We start from the raw sequence: 14,929 nt of genomic DNA on the forward strand, positions 1-14,929 counted from the left end.
TATTTGTAATTTGTGTTTGTGGCACAATTTTTGCAGAATATTCAGAATGTCCAAAATGCGTTTGCGCCGACATCTCGCCCGGCGGCGTCTTGTTGTGCATCTCGTAATGTGTCTCGCAAGGCATCTCGCCCGGCGGGCGTTCTTGCTTGTGCCATTTTAGCTGCGTTTTTGCTTGGATGCGAAGAAATCGAAGAACCCAAGCCTTGGATTCGCGTCGAGCGCCCGCAGATGCTCTTTACCGATACGACTCTTCTCGACAGCTACGATAAGGGCGTACTCAACTGGCGCCTGAAAACCGCTTATCTGGAACGTTGGGCCGACAAGGAAATCGTGACGGTGCGTCCGGTGTTCGTGGACATTTATGATTCCATCGGCGAGCGTGTGGCGTTTCTGCGTGCGGACTCCGGCAGTCTCGACATGACATTCACGTACGTTTACGCTTACGGTCACGTTTATGCGCTGACTCCCAAGGGCGCCTCGGTCCGTGCGGATTCGCTCCTCTGGAATAAGAAGGATAATTTGGTCAGAACCGCAAGCTATGTGCGCGTTGTCTCTGAAGATGGCGACGTGTTGCAAGGTGTCGGTTTTGAAAGCGATGCGCAGTTCGACAACTGGAAAATCCTTTCGAACGTGACGGGCATTTTCCAGGATGCGGCAAAGCGTATGAAGGATGAAGACAAACGACAGGCTGAGGCGGAACGTTTAAGCAATCCGCCGTCCTCGTCATCGCAGGCGGTAAAGCCTGCATCTTCACCGTCCAGGAAGGCTCCGCCACGCGGTCTCCCGCTCAAGCCGAAGGCAGGGATGCCGTAATGAATTTCCGCGCACTCCTTTCCATCGTCGCATTGATTTTTGCGTCTACTCTCGCATTTGCGCAGTCTTCGCCGCTCATCATGTACCACGCCGACAACCTCGACGTGTCCCGCAAGCGCGGAACTCTCCTCTTGACCGGCAATGTCCACTTTGTTCACGATAGTGTTGCGTTCAAGACGCAGCGCGCCTCCTGGAACCGTAACACCGAAACAGTTGAATGTGGCGGCGGGTTCCTCTTCACGCATCCGTCTGGATTTGTGCGCGCAAGGAATGGCTCTTACCAACGAAAAAGCGAAATTGCAATTGCCTCCGGCGAAGTGAGCGCAGGCGATTCTGCGGGCAGTTACCTCATGACCGGTCAGTACCTCAAGTATGACCGCAAAGAAGATATTGTCTCCATTCCGATGTCGCCGAGACTTTATCAGTACGAAAAGCAGAAGAATGGAACGATCGATACTGTGACGATTTCATCGCGCTCCCTCATTTTCGACAAGAAGAACAGCTTTGCGCAAGCCTTTCAAGATGTGAAGCTCACGCAGAAAGATCTCGTGGTCACTTGCGATACGGGTTACTTTAATCGCAAAGAAAACTGGCTCAGCATGAAGGGCCATCCGACTTGCGACATGAAGAATTACCACCTCACGGGCGATTCCATTTTTCTCGTGCTCGATGAAACAGGCAAGATGCTCAAGTCCGCACTCGTAATCCGCAATGCGCATGGCATCCAGAACGAAGCCCCGAAGCGCGGCAATCCCGGCAACGTGACTGAAGCCTTTGGCGATACGCTCTACTGTGAATTCAAAAAGGGTAAAATTGAACGCCTTTACGTGAACGTGAACGCCAAGGGATTTTTCTACGAAACGGATTTGAAAGAATATCGCAATTTGATGGACGGCGACCGCCTCGATTTGTATTTTAAAAAGGGCCGCATGGACCGCGCTGTTGTTTCGGGCAAGGCGCAGAGCACCTACTTTTACGTGAAAAAGGACAGGACCGTCTCTGGCAAGAACGAGGCGACAGGCGATACGATTCACATTTTGTTCGACGCTCAGAAGAACGCCGTGAAGTCGCTTAAGCTCCTGGGCCGCAAAACGAACGCCAGTGGGCGGTTTATCGACTTGGAAAAGGCGAACCGTATCAAGGAAAATGCCAAGAAGGATTCGCTTGCTAGGCTTGATTCGCTTGCTGCAAAAGAAAAAAGTTCAAAGAAGGATTTGACTAAAAGCGATTCAACGACGATAAAGGAATCAGCGAACGATAAAAAGTTGAGAGGTCTTTTCAACCGCCGCAGGGAAATATCAAAGCCGGTGGGCGAAACGAAAACGGAGGACGCACAGTGAAAAATTTGGTTAGCACGATACGCACCGACAAGCTGCGCAAGATTTATGGCCACCGCCAGGTGGTGAGCGATGTCTCCATTCAAGTTTCGCAGGGCGAAATCGTCGGGCTCCTCGGCCCGAACGGTGCCGGCAAGACGACCACGTTCTACATGATTGTGGGCATGGTCCGCCCGGATGCAGGTCACATTTTTTTGGACGATATCGAGATGACGGACAAGCCGATGTACAAGCGCGCCCGCCTCGGCGTGGGTTACCTCCCGCAAGAAGCTTCCATCTTCCGCAAGCTCTCCGTTGAAGACAACATCATGGCGATTCTCGAAACGCAAGACATGAAGCGTGCTGAGCGCAAAAAGAAGTTGGAACAGCTTCTCGAAGAATTCAAGATTACGCATATTCGCAAGACGAAATCCATGAGCTGTTCCGGTGGTGAACGCCGCCGTCTTGAAATTGCACGTGCGCTTGCAAGTGACCCCTCGTTCCTCTTGCTCGACGAACCGTTTGCGGGCATTGACCCGATTGCCGTTGCCGACATCCAGTCTATCATTTCGGAACTCAAGGACCGCGGCATGGGCGTGCTCATCACGGACCACAACGTTCGCGAAACGCTTTCGATTACGGACCGCGCTTACATTATGTACAAGAGCCAGGTGCTCACGGAAGGTTCTTCGCAACACTTGGCCGAAGACCCTGAAGCACGTCGCATATATCTCGGTGATTCTTTCCGCTTGGATTAGGAGTTATTATGAATCTTGGAATGCAGGCAAATATTGGACAGACGCAGGAGCAGACTCTATCTCCTGCGCTTCTCCAGTCTGTGAAGATGCTTCAGAAAACTTCGCAGGAACTGGAAACCGCCATCAAGGAAGAAGTCGAAGTCAACCCGCTCTTGGAAGTGGACGATGGCGACTTTGACGATCAGGAAGTTCCCGTCGACAAGGACCCCGAAGAACTCGACCCGAGAGCAAACGATTCCGATGAAATTCCCGATGATATCGAGGACAAGGCTCGCGGTTCTTTGGACGATACCGCCGATGTCGATAGCAGTTACCTCGATGGGGAATCTTCGGATGTGAACTGGGATAGCTATTTGGGTGATGGCACATCGTACGATGACGCTCCTTTTAACGATTTGAATTCTGGCGGGAAGGACCCGGACGAAGATTGGGACCGCCCGATCAAGGACGTGGGCAAGAGCTTGCAGGAACAGCTCGAAGACCAGCTCCGACTTTGGAACGGCACCCGTGAATTGCAGGAACAGTTGCAAGAAAACGGTGTGACTGAAGAACATTTTCGCAAGCTGGTCCAGTACCTCATCAACTCCATTAACGACGATGGATTCCTTTGCGATGCCAACCGCGACAATGAATCTGAAGCGATGGTTGTCCAGTCGGACGACAAGTACATCGACGAGATTGAACGCATGCTCCGCGGGGAACTCAAGCTCGAAGACGCAAGCCTCCCGGTGCGCGAAGCCGTTCACGTTTTGCAGTCCTTCAAGCCGAGCGGCATTGGTGCCCGCGACCAGCGTGAATGCTTCCTCATCCAGGCGTACGCGATTCCAAATTTTCCGAGCCTTGCTATCCGCATTCTCGAAGAAGAATACGAGAATCTTTTGCAGCTCCGCTATGCAAAAATTGCAAAGGCGTTGAACGTTTCCGCCGACGAAGTCAAGACGGCTGTCGCAAGCCTCTCGCGTTTGCGCCCGCATCCGGGCTTCCAGCTTTCGCATTCGTATTCGCACATTATCAATGCGGATTTGAAGGTTGTCGAAAAGAAGGGCAATTACGAAGTCGTCTGCTTTAAGACCAAGATGCAGAAGTCGCTTCGCATCAACCAAACGTACAAGGCGATTCTTACGGACCCGTCTGCATCGAAGCAGGACAAGGAATATGTGAAGGCGCAGCTAGCGAAGGCGACGGACCTCATCAAGGCGGTCGATAACCGCTTCTCGACGATTGAGCTTGTGATGCGCTCGATTGTCAAACGCCAGCGCGGGTTCTTCGAAAACGGCCCCGCATTCCTCAAGCCGATGATCCTCCAGGATGTGGCCGATGATGTTCATTTAGCTGTGAGCACGGTGCAGCGTGCGACCGACAAAAAGTACGTGGAAACGCCTTACGGCATCTACGAACTTAAACAATTCTTTACATCGGGTGTGAAGCAGGGCACAGCTCCGGATGCCGAAGAAGTGGGCTCCGCGCAGATTATCGATGCCATCAAGACGCTCATTGACGAAGAGGACAAGTCCTCTCCGCTCTCCGACCAGGACATCAGCGACGAACTTTTGAAGCAGGGAATCAAGGTGGCTCGCCGTACAGTCGCCAAATACCGCGAAAAAGAACTCAAAATTTTGCCCAAGAACCAAAGAAAACGCTAAAAAATCATGATTTTGGGCTATTTGTCATAGCAAATATTCCAAGATGGAACGATTTTTTTTGCAAAATCCAATTTAGTTGTGGATTTTTGAAATAAAAAGATGTATATACTTTAATTGCGGAACGGAAGTTCCAAAGAGTTTTTTTAACGTTAATATATCTTAACATTAACATACGGAGGTTCATTATGGATATTCAGTTTTCTGCTCGTCATTTTAACGCATCGGCAGGTCTTCAGGACCGTATTCAGGAAGAAATGGATAAGTTGGCCAAATTTTACCCGAATATCACTAGCGCCTCTGTAATTCTTGACCACGAAGTTGAACACCAGCGTCATTGCGAAATTTCTGTCAACATCACAGGTTCCGTCATTGTCGCTTCTGCCGACGAAGAGAACATGGGCAAGGCAGTCGATGTCACGCTTGAACGTATCAAGGTCCAGCTCAAGAAGGCCAACGACAAGCAGAATGACCACAGATCTCAGCCGGTTTCTGAACTCACGTAATGGCTGATAGGTTGAACGACTTAAAGATCCTGCACCGAGAAAGATTCCCGGTGCGGGACTTTTTTATCCGCTACGGCAAAGATTTGCAGATGGTGCAGCATTGCCCCGATGAGGACATGCAGTCTTGCATCGAAGAAAGCGGAATCCACCGCCCTGGCCTAGCCATGGCAGGTTATACTAAAGTTTATAGTTCGCAGCAGATTCAGGTCATTGGACATACGGAATGGAATTATCTCGAATCCGTCGGTCCTGAAGCGCGTGCGAAAATTTTCGAGAACTTGTCCGTGTTCCGCGCCCCGATGTGGGTCGTGACTCATGCGCAGACCCCGCACGACGAACTTAGGAATATGTGCAACCGTTTGCACATTCCGCTGTTCTCGACAACACTCCATACGTTTGAATTTTTCAAGATTACCCAAAGGATTCTCGACGAGTTCTTTGCTCCGCACGCCATTATTCACGGAAGCCTCGTGGATGTGTATGGTGTGGGCATGCTTTACGTGGGCGAAAGCAACGTTGGCAAGTCCGAATGCGTGCTCGACCTTGTCGAAAGCGGGCACCGCATGGTGGCAGATGATGTTGTCCACATCAGCCATGTGGGCAAGTCGATTATTGGCCGCCCCGATCCCTTGATTCGTCATCACATGGAAATTCGCGGTGTGGGCATCTTGGATATTCGTTCGATGTTCGGTATCCACGCAATTCGCAAGGTGAAAAAAATCGAGATTATTGTCGAGCTGCAGCAGTGGCGCCAGGATGTCTCGTATGAGCGCACGGGCTTGAACGAGATTGAAGAGAACGTCATGGGCGTGAGTATCCCGAAGGTGGTGCTGCCTGTGGCGCCTGGCAAGAACATGACCGTGATTTCTGAAGTCATTGCGATGAATGCGCTTATGAAAATGAGCGGCCAGAACGTGGCGAAGGACTTCAACGAGTCCCTGATGCAGAAGATTAAGGCGAAGGCAAAGGGTGAATTCACCGATGATTTGCTAGATTTTAATCCGCAGAACTGGTCTTTCTATGAATAGTTTGCTGTTTAAAATCAAGAAAAATTTTGTAGCAAGTCTTATTTTTCTCGTTATCGTGGTCTCTTGTGGGCTGGCGGCTTATTATTACCATCCGTCTAGCCCTTACCACAAGCGCTATACGTTTGTCGTAAAGTACGAAACGATTGGTACGCTTTCTCCGGGGAACCTTGTGCGCGTCCGTGGTATTGCGATGGGCGAGATAGTTGATGTGGAACTTACGGACGAAGCGGTCTATGTCTCTGCACGCGTGCTTGCCGAAGCTAAGATTCCCGTGAATTCTGAATTCCGCCTCGTGACGGCTGGCCTCATGGGCGAACGCGAAATGAGCATCATCACCGGAAACTCGAGCAAACTTGTTGCCGACGGCGATACCGTAAGCGGCCTTTATGATGAGGGTACATCGGGAATTTCGAAAAATCTTGCCGCGGTGTTCAAGGATATTGGCGAAATCAAGCAAATGGTTACTGAATTTGCGGATTCGTTGACTGTGGGCGAGACTGGCAAGCGCATGGACCGTGTTGGCAAGAAGGTCAAGAAGCTAATCCGCGTGACCAATGCTGATATCCGCAAGTGGAAATCCCTAGTGGATGAAGTGCTCGACGGTTACCAGGCTGCGGGTGAAAATCTTGAACGCTCGCTTAAGGAACTTTCGGCTCGCGGCGGCGAAAGCGCTACAAAGGCAAACGAAACATTGGACCGCGTGCGTGCACTGTTGGACCGTGTTGAAGTTTCTAAGAACGAGGCGCTCGCCATTGTCACCAAGTTTGACGAAAGCGAAGGCTCGGCAAGAATGTTCCTCGATAAGTCTTCTAAGCTCCACAAAGACTTCGATTTGCTGCAAAAAGACTTCGATGCGTTGCTCAGCGGTGTCAAAAAAGACGGCCTCAAGCTCAACGTGGATATATTCTAGCCGGACAACTCCTTTTTTACCGACTTATCAACATTTTTTTTTGAAAAATAATATTTTAATTGTTCTTTTTTGTAAAAAAAAGATAATTTAAAGCGGTGCTTATCACAGTGTAACTCACAAAGAAGGAGTTTAATATGGCTGAGAAGAAACCCGTAAAGATGAGCGATGCTGATCTTAAGTTCTTTGAAGAAATGCTTTTGGAAAAGAGACGCGAGCTTGTGACCGCCCAGAGCGATTCCGAAAAGGCTAACGTATTTTTGGACCAGAAGAATCAGTCTGGCGACGGCGGCGATTCCGAAGGCGCAGATTCTGCAACGGACATCAACTCGCTTGAAACGAACCTTTCGCTGGCAGCCCGCGAAGGCAAGTACCTCGTTTATTTGGAAGAAGCTCTTAAGCGCATCAAGAATGGAACTTTTGGCGTTTGCAAGATTTGTGGACAGCTGATTCCGAAGGCGAGACTTATGGCCGTACCGACTGCAACCAAGTGCGTGAACTGCAAGGAAGAAACCAAGAAAAAGGAAATCCTTGACAACCGCATGGAAATGGCGAAGATGTTTGCTGAAGCCCAGCGCAAGGAAATGCTCCGCAAGGCCGCTGGCCGCTAATGTGTCATCCTGAGCGAAGTCGAAGGATCTATTGATTGTAGAACTTGTCAAGCCCGCCACCGAGCGGGAATCCCCCTTTGAACGAAAACGACCCGCATCGCGGGCCGTTTTTGCTTTATTCCGAAATTGCGCCAAAGAACGCGTCTGAAAGTGTGGCGCGGAATGCGTGAATCCTGTCGGCGTTCGGTTCGCGGTGCGGGTAGGTGAAGTTGCTGAGGAGAATGATGGCGCCTCCCTTGTCCGGGTCGGCGACGATGCTTGCACCCGTGAACCCGGTTTTACCGAACGCTTGCGGCGAGACCTTGGTTCCCATGAACTTAGGCGCATTCAGCTCCCAGCCGAGGGCGGTCTGTGCGCCGACGCTATCGGCAAGGGCGTTGTGGCTCACGATGTCCAAGATTCCGGCGGGGGCGATTTGCTTGTCCTCGAACTTGCCGTCCATCAGAATCATCTTCACGAACTTCAGAAGGTCGGGGACGCAACTGAACATGCCGGCACTCCCGACGGGGAAAAGCTTTTGCAGAACCCAAGCGCTTTCGTCGTGGACTTCACCCTGGATTTCTCGATGGCGAAATTCGCAAAGCTCGGTTGCGGCAATTTCTGATTTCGGGACGCGTGTGAGCGGGTTGTAGCCCGAACGCGTCATGCCGAGCGGCGTAAAGAATCGTTCGTTACCTTGTTCCTGCAAGTTCTTGCCTGTAAGCCTTTGCAACAAAATGCCGAGCAATACGCTTGCCGGGTTTCCGTAGTTGAAAATTGTTCCCGGAGCAGCACTGAACTGGTACGTGTAAAGGGCGTTCAGGATTCCTTCGGGCGAGAGCGTTCTGAGCGTCTTCATCGGCACTCGGTAATCGAGGCTGTGCGTGAGCAGGTGCGAAACGCAAATCTGGTCGCGGTAGTTTGTCTTGAGTTCCGGGATAAAGTCGATGACTTTGGCATCAATGGAGAGCTTGCCTTCGAGAATGTACGAGAGCGCAAGCGTCGAGGTGGGGCAGACCTTCGTGAGCGACGCAATGTCGAAAACAGTGTCTTCGGGGGTGTTGAGCGTAACGGTGTGGCTCGTGCCGTCTGGGAGCAAATAACCTACGACGGCCTTGTCAAAAATATCTTCGGATTCTGCTTTCTCTAAAAGTTTGGATAGTTTTTCGGAGATCTCCATTTTCGCCCCGGCAAATTTTGCCACAATAAAAAAAGGGCATCTCCTACGGTACGAACACTCGAAACTACTATTTTACAATGATAGCAGCGCCTCGGGGATTTGTTTTTCGCGTCGATGCGCGCCTAAACTGAACCACAAGAGCAACGAGCTGATTTATTCCTGTTAGATCGGGTGTAAAATCCGTGGGATGCCCACGTATAATATATGTTTCTTGATGGATAAAAACAAGGGAAAATCACAAAAAAAATCTCGGCAAAAATACCGAGATTTCGTAAGTGTATTAAATGTATCCGGATTGGCTTAAACTTGGTTGTCGGCTTTAGGGAGGCCCTCGTCCAATTGGAGCGAAAGTTCCCTAAGGTCCTTATCCATCAGGTCGTGGTATGTTTTGGCCTTGCGCAATTGCTTACGCAGCTCGACAATCTCGGAAGTGAGTTCCACAGCCAGTAGGCACAGCTGCTTCTTCAGTTCCAGTTTAAATTTCGAGGAATTATCGAGACGACTTTCGATGAAATCGACGATTTCCTTCAAGTCCGTATCGGGCAAGTCTGTGCGGATGTGGATGCGTTCTTGAGCGACGTTAATGCTGACTGATCTAAGTGTCTCGTTTGCCATATTATTTCATTCCTACGCCGAATGGATCGTTATCCAACAACCACCTTAGCCGAAAAAACCGGGTTGCGAGCCTCCATTGCTCGCGAACAGGTCAGGGTTTTCTTCTTGCGGTTTGTTTTCAGCCTGCTGTTCTGGTGCTTGTTCTGCGGCCGGCTCGTTGATATTGATTTCGGTACCGAGTTCGCTTTCGATTGTAGAAAGGAGCTGCTGGAACTTGCTCTGGGCTTCGGAAATTTCGTTGCTCTGGTTCTGGACCTGGTTGTTGAGGTTGTCGATGATGTCGTTCTTTTCGGCGACCTGACCGTTGAGGCAATCGATGATGTTGTTCTTTTCGTCCATCTGGCCGTTAAGAGAATCAATGATGCCGTTCTTTTCGGCGACCTGGCCGTTGAGGGAATCGATGATACCGTTCTTTTCGGCGACCTGACCGTTGAGGCTGTCGATGATGCCATTCTTTTCGGTGACCTGACCGTTGAGGGCGTCAATGATACCGTTCTTTTCGTTGATCTGGCCGTTGAGGCTGTCGATAATGCCATTCTTTTCGTTAACTTGTCCGTTCAAGGAATTGATGGCGTTGTCCTTTTCAGCGATTTGACCGTTGAGGCTATCGATGGTTCCGTTCTTTTCGGCGACCTGGCCGTTAAGGGCGTCAATGATGCCGTTCTTTTCGTTGATTTGGGCGTTCAAGTTGTCGATAATGCCGTTCTTTTCATTAATCGCTTCGTCTTGGGCGGCGGCCTGGTTGGCTCTTGCATTGAGGGCGGCTTCGTAGTCGGCAATCTTTGCGTTGGCGGAGTCCAACAGGTTTTTCTGGTCTTCGGCTTGGGCGTCTTTGCCTTCGAGAAGCTGCTTGAGTTTGGCGTTTTCTTCGCGCAGGGCGCGTACCGTTCCGAGGACGCTTTCAACCTTCTGCGACAACAAGTTCATGTTTTCGAAATTCATTATTTCTCCATATTTGGCGGGGTGCGAAACTTACTATGTAAGATATATAAAATTTTCTTGTAACTAGAGTATGATAAAATGTAAAATGACCTTTGGATTTTAGTTTTTTTTTGCTTTGCCATCTCCTGTCTTTTATGCTGCCATTCCCGATTTATTCGGGGATCTCCATTTCATAATTGATAAAAAGGAATTGCTTGTTTTATTGGGGCGCGACAATATAAAAAATTAAATAGATTTGAAGTTGCATGATTCCAGTAAGTGAACACATTGAGCGACGACTGGCGGAGCTCCCTCTGCTACCTGGGGTGTACATTATGAAGAACGCCCAGGGGAAGATTATATACATAGGGAAGGCGAAGGTCTTGAAGAACCGCGTGTCGAGCTACTTTGACGGCAGCGACCATGCCGGCCATCGTGCGGCGACACTCATGCTCCCGTATATCCGCGACATCGAGTGGATCATCACGGAGAGCGAAACTGAAGCGCTCATCTTGGAAGCAAATCTCATCCGAAAGCATACGCCTAAGTACAACGTATTGCTTAAGGACGACAAGCATTTTCCGTATCTGGCGTTCTCGGTGAACGAACCGTTCCCGCGGTTGTTCTTGAGCCGTTCGGTCAAGAAGGATGGCTGCCTGTATTACGGGCCTTATATGAGTTCGCGCATGATCCGTCAGTTGCAGGACATTGCAGCGAGACTGTTCCAGATTCGCGAATGCAAACTGAAGTTGCCTCTCAATCGGCCAGTGCGCCCTTGCCTCAATTACCACATCGGGCGCTGTGGCGCTCCGTGTGCAGGGCTTGTGACGCGTGAGGAGTACCAGAAGAAAGTGGCTCAGACGCAGATGCTCTTGGGCGGCAAGCGAGATGACTTGATTCAACTTTGGGAACGCGAAATGCTCGAGGCGAGCGAACGCATGGATTTCGAGACGGCGGCGAAAAAGCGTGATGCGATTCAGGCGCTCAAGGCGACGAGTGCGCACCAGAAAACGGACGTGTCCGATGCGAGCCTCTGCGTGGACGTGCTCTCGCTCAAGCGGAATGGCACGATGGCTGCCGCCGTGATTTTCGAGTACCGCAACGGCGTGCTTTGCGGGCGCCGCCACTATCGCCTGGAATGTAAGCTCGAAGATGACGAGACGGAAATTTTCCGCCAGATGGTGGTGCAATGGTATATGGACGTGGAATTTATTCCGGGCGAAATTGCAACGGATGTGTCGCTCCCGACGGACATGTCGGAGCGTGAGTCCATTGAACAGGCGCTTGCATCCAAGACGACGCACAAGGTCGTGCTCACGAATCCGCAGCGCGGCGAGAAGCTCGGGTTCCTGAAACTCGCCTCGGCGAATGCCGACATGATTCTCGTGGAAATGCGCGCCGAAGTGCAGAAGTACAGCGAAATCGACAGCAGCGTTTTTGAATTGCAGAAAGTTCTCGGCTTAAAGAAAACTCCGTTCCGCATCGAGTGCGTGGATATTTCTCATTTGTCAGGAACGAATACGGTCGCAAGCCTTGTGGCGTTCAAGAACGGGCGTCCCGATAAGAGCAATTACCGCAAGTTTATCATCAAGACTGTAACGGGAGTCGATGACTTTGCAAGCATGCGCGAAGTGATGACCCGCCGCATCCGTCGTTTGGAAGATGAAGGAATCCCCATGCCCGACTTGTGGGTGTGCGATGGCGGTAAAGGCCAGGTCGATGCCACGATGCAGATTTTAAAGGAACTTGGTCACGATAAGGACTTGCCGCTGATTGGGCTTGCAAAGCGTCTCGAAGAAATCGTGTTTCCCGATGACCGCAAAAGCATTGTGCTGCACCGTACAAGCCCCGCGCTAAAGCTCTTGCAGAATGCCCGCGACGAGGCTCACCGATTTGCTATTACATATCAGCGCAGCAAACGCAAAAAAGATCTCGAAGTCGAATGGCTCAAAATGCCGGGCGTCGGTCACGAAACCCGCATCAAGATTTTGAGCAAGTACAAGAGCGCCGAAGCGTTTATGGATGCCCCGCTCGAAGACATCATCGATTTGCTTGGAAAAGTCCGTGGCACAAAGCTCCGCGAACAAGTCGCCGAATACTGCGCTGGCCCCACTGAAGAATCGTAGCTCTTCCAGCTGTTATCCAATAACTAATGGCCAATGACTGTTGACCAACAACTACTTTGTAAACATTTCTAAATGTAAAATTTTGTTAGTCCGTTTTGAGAAATCATCAAGGGATTTTTACCAAGTTCAAAAATAATTTTGAATTGGAATAATCTATATTAGATTTGAATTTTCAATTAAAAGGGGCCCCGCAAAGGCCCTATTCTAAGAGGACTCAAATGATTGGATTGAAATCGATTGCTAGAACGGCCTTGGTGCTTTCGGCAACTGGCGCACTTTTTGGGTGCGGTAGCTCATCGCAAGACGAGCTTGCCAGCGGTTCCTTGCCGCGTCAGGAAACGCTCTATTTGTCTGGGCAGCAGAATGATGCTCCTGGTACGTTCAACCCCCTTGCAGAAAGCTGGATGACAACCTGGCCTGTGAGTGGTCGTTTCAACTTGATGTACGAACCGCTTCTCACCTACAACTCTTTGACGGGTGAAATCGAATCCCTCCTTGGCTCGCTCGTGAGCAAGAACAACGACTCTATCGTTGTCGACTTGAACCCGGCTGCAAAGTGGAGCGATGGTGAAAAGGTTACTTCCCGTGACGTGAAGTTCATCTACACGATGGGTTCCATCAACACTAGCGAACAGATTTCCGCAATCCACGTCGATACTGTTAAATCCGAACCGGCAGGTGCAGTGGAACGTATTGCCTTCCTCGTGAACAAGAAGCAGCGCAACAACCCGCTTTCTGTTCTTGACTTGTTGCAGGCTATCCGCATTGTCCCGGCTCACGTGTTTGAACCGCTTATCGAAAAGCTTGGCTCCAAGGACGAAGTGAAGAAACTCCCGATGGACCAGAATCCGGTTGTTTCCGGCCCGTACGCTCTCCGCAGTGCCGACCCGAACAAGATTATTCTTGAACGCCGTGACGACTACTGGGGCAATGCCGCTCTCCACAATGGTCAGCTCCCTGCTCCGAAGTATATCGTTCATCCGATTTACAAGAACAACGAACACAACACCATCGCTATGCGTAGCGGCAACCTCGACGCATCCCAGAGCTACATCCCGCGTATCAACCGCAAGGCTGGCGCTGGCGTACATACATGGCTCAATGAACCGCCGTATTTCTTGCCGGGTGCAATGCCGATGCTCATCATCAACACGATGAAGGAGCCGCTTAACGACAAGCGCTTCCGCCGTGCTCTTGCAACCGCTATCGACTACATGGCTCTCCGCAAGTTCGCTGTGTCCGACTACACGGACCAGATCAAGCCGGGCCTCATCATGCCGACCGCTCTCGAAGGCAAGTACATCAGCGATGAAGACCTTGCGAAGTATGGTGTCAAGCTCACCATTACCGACGAAAAGGAACGCGTCGAAACGGTGAAGCAGATGCTTTCCGAAGCTGGCTACAAGTCTGTCTGGAATGACGACGGTACGCTTGACCACATGGAAAACGCCAAGGGCGAAAAGATCCCGACGATGTACATCACGAGCCCGAACGGCTGGACCGACTGGGAAGCTATGGTGACCATCGCTGTCGAAGGTATGCGCAAGGCTGGTATCGATATTCGTGAAGGCTTCGTGGATGGCGGTTCTTACTGGCCGGCCATGGGTCTCGGTAACTTCGACCTCATCATGCACAAGCCTGTTGCTGACGTGACTCCGTCTCTTCCGTGGAGCCGCTTCAACGAAATCATGGCAAGCCGCGACTGGCAGCCGCTTGGCGCCTGGGCTGGCGTGAACATTGGCCGTTACAACCAGCCGGGCACCGAAGGTTTCCGTCCGGAAGTCGACAAGCTCCTCAATGCTATCCCGCTTATGAAGAATGCTGATTCTATCGCAACTGCTTACCGCGAATTGAACCGAATCTTCATGGAAGACCAGCCGTCCATTCCGCTGGTTTACTTGCCGGAACAGTTCTATGAATTCAGCGACCGCGTCTGGACGAACTGGCCGACTGCTGAAAACCCGTATGCTCCTGCTCAGCTTCCGTGGGTGGCCTCGGGTACCAAGACCCTTTGGAATTTGAAGCTCGCTAAATAAAGGATAAAGGACTACCAATGCTTAAACAATATCCTATGCTACGTTATGTCCTGCAGAAGGCGTTCTGGTACTTGCTGACCTTCGTCTGCGCAGTGGCACTCAACTTCGCGTTGCCGCGTCTCGGCGACAACAACCCGGTTGACATCATCATGGGTCAAGCCGGTAAGGGCCTTTCTCCGACTGAAGCTCAGAAGAAAAAGGCAGAACTCCTCGTCTCCTTCGGTATGGCCGAAGTGGACGAAAATGGTAACGTTATCTATGAACCTGAAACTGATGCTAACGGCAACGTTATCATGCAGAAGGTTCCGAAGCTCGATGCAAACGGCCAGCCGGTCGTGAACGTCGTGAAGGTCGTTGACGAAGCCGGCAATCCGGTGATGGTCGAACGCCAGAAGCTCGATGAAGCTGGCAACCCGGTCTTTGTTGAAAAGTCTCCTGCCGCAGATAAAGGCAAGAAGGGCAAGAAAGCTAAGAAGGCTAAGAAAATCAAGGC

The 14,929-nt window shown here is 50.9% G+C and carries 13 protein-coding genes and 1 pseudogene; 11 read left to right on the forward strand and 3 right to left on the reverse strand.

The genetic code is table 11. The annotated features are described in order from the left end of the window. The first annotated feature begins 30 nt into the window (after nucleotides 1-30). From lptC to B3A20_RS05875, 8 genes are all read left to right on the forward strand, one after another. Nucleotides 31-813 carry an LPS export ABC transporter periplasmic protein LptC gene (lptC, locus tag B3A20_RS05840; RefSeq protein WP_290762749.1) on the forward strand — a complete coding sequence of 261 codons (783 nt, stop codon included), beginning with the start codon at nucleotides 31-33 and terminating at the stop codon, nucleotides 811-813. Beyond that, nucleotides 813-2,153, forward strand: a complete 1,341-nt coding sequence (locus B3A20_RS05845; protein WP_290762750.1) for a hypothetical protein — start codon at nucleotides 813-815, stop codon at nucleotides 2,151-2,153. The genes lptC and B3A20_RS05845 overlap by 1 nt, the downstream gene beginning before the upstream one ends. A gap of 5 nt (nucleotides 2,154-2,158) precedes the next feature. Continuing rightward, nucleotides 2,159-2,887: an LPS export ABC transporter ATP-binding protein gene (gene lptB, locus B3A20_RS05850; protein WP_014545959.1), complete on the forward strand. Its 729-nt coding sequence runs from the start codon at nucleotides 2,159-2,161 to the stop codon at nucleotides 2,885-2,887. 8 nt (nucleotides 2,888-2,895) lie between these two features. Continuing rightward, complete coding sequence (gene rpoN, locus B3A20_RS05855) at nucleotides 2,896-4,530, forward strand: RNA polymerase factor sigma-54 (protein WP_088660158.1); 1,635 nt, start codon at nucleotides 2,896-2,898, stop codon at nucleotides 4,528-4,530. 185 nt (nucleotides 4,531-4,715) lie between these two features. Further along, on the forward strand, nucleotides 4,716-5,033 hold the full coding sequence (hpf, locus tag B3A20_RS05860; protein WP_014545957.1) for a ribosome hibernation-promoting factor, HPF/YfiA family: 318 nt from the start codon (nucleotides 4,716-4,718) through the stop codon (nucleotides 5,031-5,033). Continuing rightward, nucleotides 5,033-6,061 (forward strand): HPr(Ser) kinase/phosphatase, encoded by a 1,029-nt coding sequence (gene hprK / locus B3A20_RS05865; protein WP_290762753.1) that lies wholly within the window; start codon nucleotides 5,033-5,035, stop codon nucleotides 6,059-6,061. The genes hpf and hprK overlap by 1 nt, the downstream gene beginning before the upstream one ends. After that, a complete protein-coding gene (locus B3A20_RS05870) occupies nucleotides 6,054-6,971 on the forward strand; it encodes an MlaD family protein (protein WP_173563468.1) in 918 nt (305 codons plus the stop codon). The genes hprK and B3A20_RS05870 overlap by 8 nt, the downstream gene beginning before the upstream one ends. Before the next feature lie 134 nt (nucleotides 6,972-7,105). Further along, nucleotides 7,106-7,579: a TraR/DksA family transcriptional regulator gene (locus tag B3A20_RS05875; protein ID WP_014545954.1), complete on the forward strand. Its 474-nt coding sequence runs from the start codon at nucleotides 7,106-7,108 to the stop codon at nucleotides 7,577-7,579. Nucleotides 7,580-7,694: 115 nt separating this feature from the next. On the opposite strand, the gene B3A20_RS05880 is transcribed toward B3A20_RS05875, so the two are convergent. From B3A20_RS05880 to B3A20_RS05890, 3 genes are all read right to left on the reverse strand, one after another. After that, nucleotides 7,695-8,738, reverse strand: a complete 1,044-nt coding sequence (locus B3A20_RS05880) for a serine hydrolase domain-containing protein (protein ID WP_290762756.1) — start codon at nucleotides 8,736-8,738, stop codon at nucleotides 7,695-7,697. A gap of 300 nt (nucleotides 8,739-9,038) precedes the next feature. Then, entirely contained in the window at nucleotides 9,039-9,353 is a 315-nt protein-coding gene (locus B3A20_RS05885; RefSeq protein ID WP_014545952.1) for a hypothetical protein, read from the reverse strand. A 45-nt stretch (nucleotides 9,354-9,398) separates the two neighbouring features. Then, a complete protein-coding gene (locus B3A20_RS05890) occupies nucleotides 9,399-10,295 on the reverse strand; it encodes a glycosyl transferase family 2 (RefSeq protein ID WP_290762759.1) in 897 nt (298 codons plus the stop codon). A gap of 245 nt (nucleotides 10,296-10,540) precedes the next feature. Here B3A20_RS05890 and uvrC point away from each other — a divergent pair, with 245 nt between their 5' ends. The 3 genes and pseudogenes from uvrC to B3A20_RS05905 all read left to right on the forward strand — a co-directional run. Continuing rightward, nucleotides 10,541-12,400 carry an excinuclease ABC subunit UvrC gene (gene uvrC / locus B3A20_RS05895; RefSeq protein WP_290762761.1) on the forward strand — a complete coding sequence of 620 codons (1,860 nt, stop codon included), beginning with the start codon at nucleotides 10,541-10,543 and terminating at the stop codon, nucleotides 12,398-12,400. Between the two features lie 218 nt (nucleotides 12,401-12,618). Then, complete coding sequence (locus B3A20_RS05900; RefSeq protein ID WP_290762763.1) at nucleotides 12,619-14,436, forward strand: ABC transporter substrate-binding protein; 1,818 nt, start codon at nucleotides 12,619-12,621, stop codon at nucleotides 14,434-14,436. 35 nt (nucleotides 14,437-14,471) lie between these two features. Then, nucleotides 14,472-14,929: pseudogene (locus B3A20_RS05905) on the forward strand (ABC transporter permease); the annotation flags it as partial.

It is taken from the genome of Fibrobacter sp. UBA4297 (genome assembly GCF_002394865.1).
Taxonomy (GTDB): domain Bacteria; phylum Fibrobacterota; class Fibrobacteria; order Fibrobacterales; family Fibrobacteraceae; genus Fibrobacter.

Excerpts from the sequence above, each read along its gene's own strand:
- B3A20_RS05870 (WP_173563468.1), top strand. The coding sequence starts at position 6,054 with ATGAATAGTTTGCTGTTTAAAATCAAGAAAAATTTTGTAGCAAGTCTT.
- hpf (WP_014545957.1), top strand. The coding sequence starts at position 4,716 with ATGGATATTCAGTTTTCTGCTCGTCATTTTAACGCATCGGCAGGTCTT.
- B3A20_RS05890 (WP_290762759.1), bottom strand. The coding sequence starts at position 10,295 with ATGAATTTCGAAAACATGAACTTGTTGTCGCAGAAGGTTGAAAGCGTC.
- hprK (WP_290762753.1), top strand. The coding sequence starts at position 5,033 with ATGGCTGATAGGTTGAACGACTTAAAGATCCTGCACCGAGAAAGATTC.
- B3A20_RS05885 (WP_014545952.1), bottom strand. The coding sequence starts at position 9,353 with ATGGCAAACGAGACACTTAGATCAGTCAGCATTAACGTCGCTCAAGAA.
- B3A20_RS05900 (WP_290762763.1), top strand. The coding sequence starts at position 12,619 with ATGATTGGATTGAAATCGATTGCTAGAACGGCCTTGGTGCTTTCGGCA.
- B3A20_RS05875 (WP_014545954.1), top strand. The coding sequence starts at position 7,106 with ATGGCTGAGAAGAAACCCGTAAAGATGAGCGATGCTGATCTTAAGTTC.
- rpoN (WP_088660158.1), top strand. The coding sequence starts at position 2,896 with ATGAATCTTGGAATGCAGGCAAATATTGGACAGACGCAGGAGCAGACT.
- uvrC (WP_290762761.1), top strand. The coding sequence starts at position 10,541 with ATGATTCCAGTAAGTGAACACATTGAGCGACGACTGGCGGAGCTCCCT.
- B3A20_RS05880 (WP_290762756.1), bottom strand. The coding sequence starts at position 8,738 with ATGGAGATCTCCGAAAAACTATCCAAACTTTTAGAGAAAGCAGAATCC.
- B3A20_RS05845 (WP_290762750.1), top strand. The coding sequence starts at position 813 with ATGAATTTCCGCGCACTCCTTTCCATCGTCGCATTGATTTTTGCGTCT.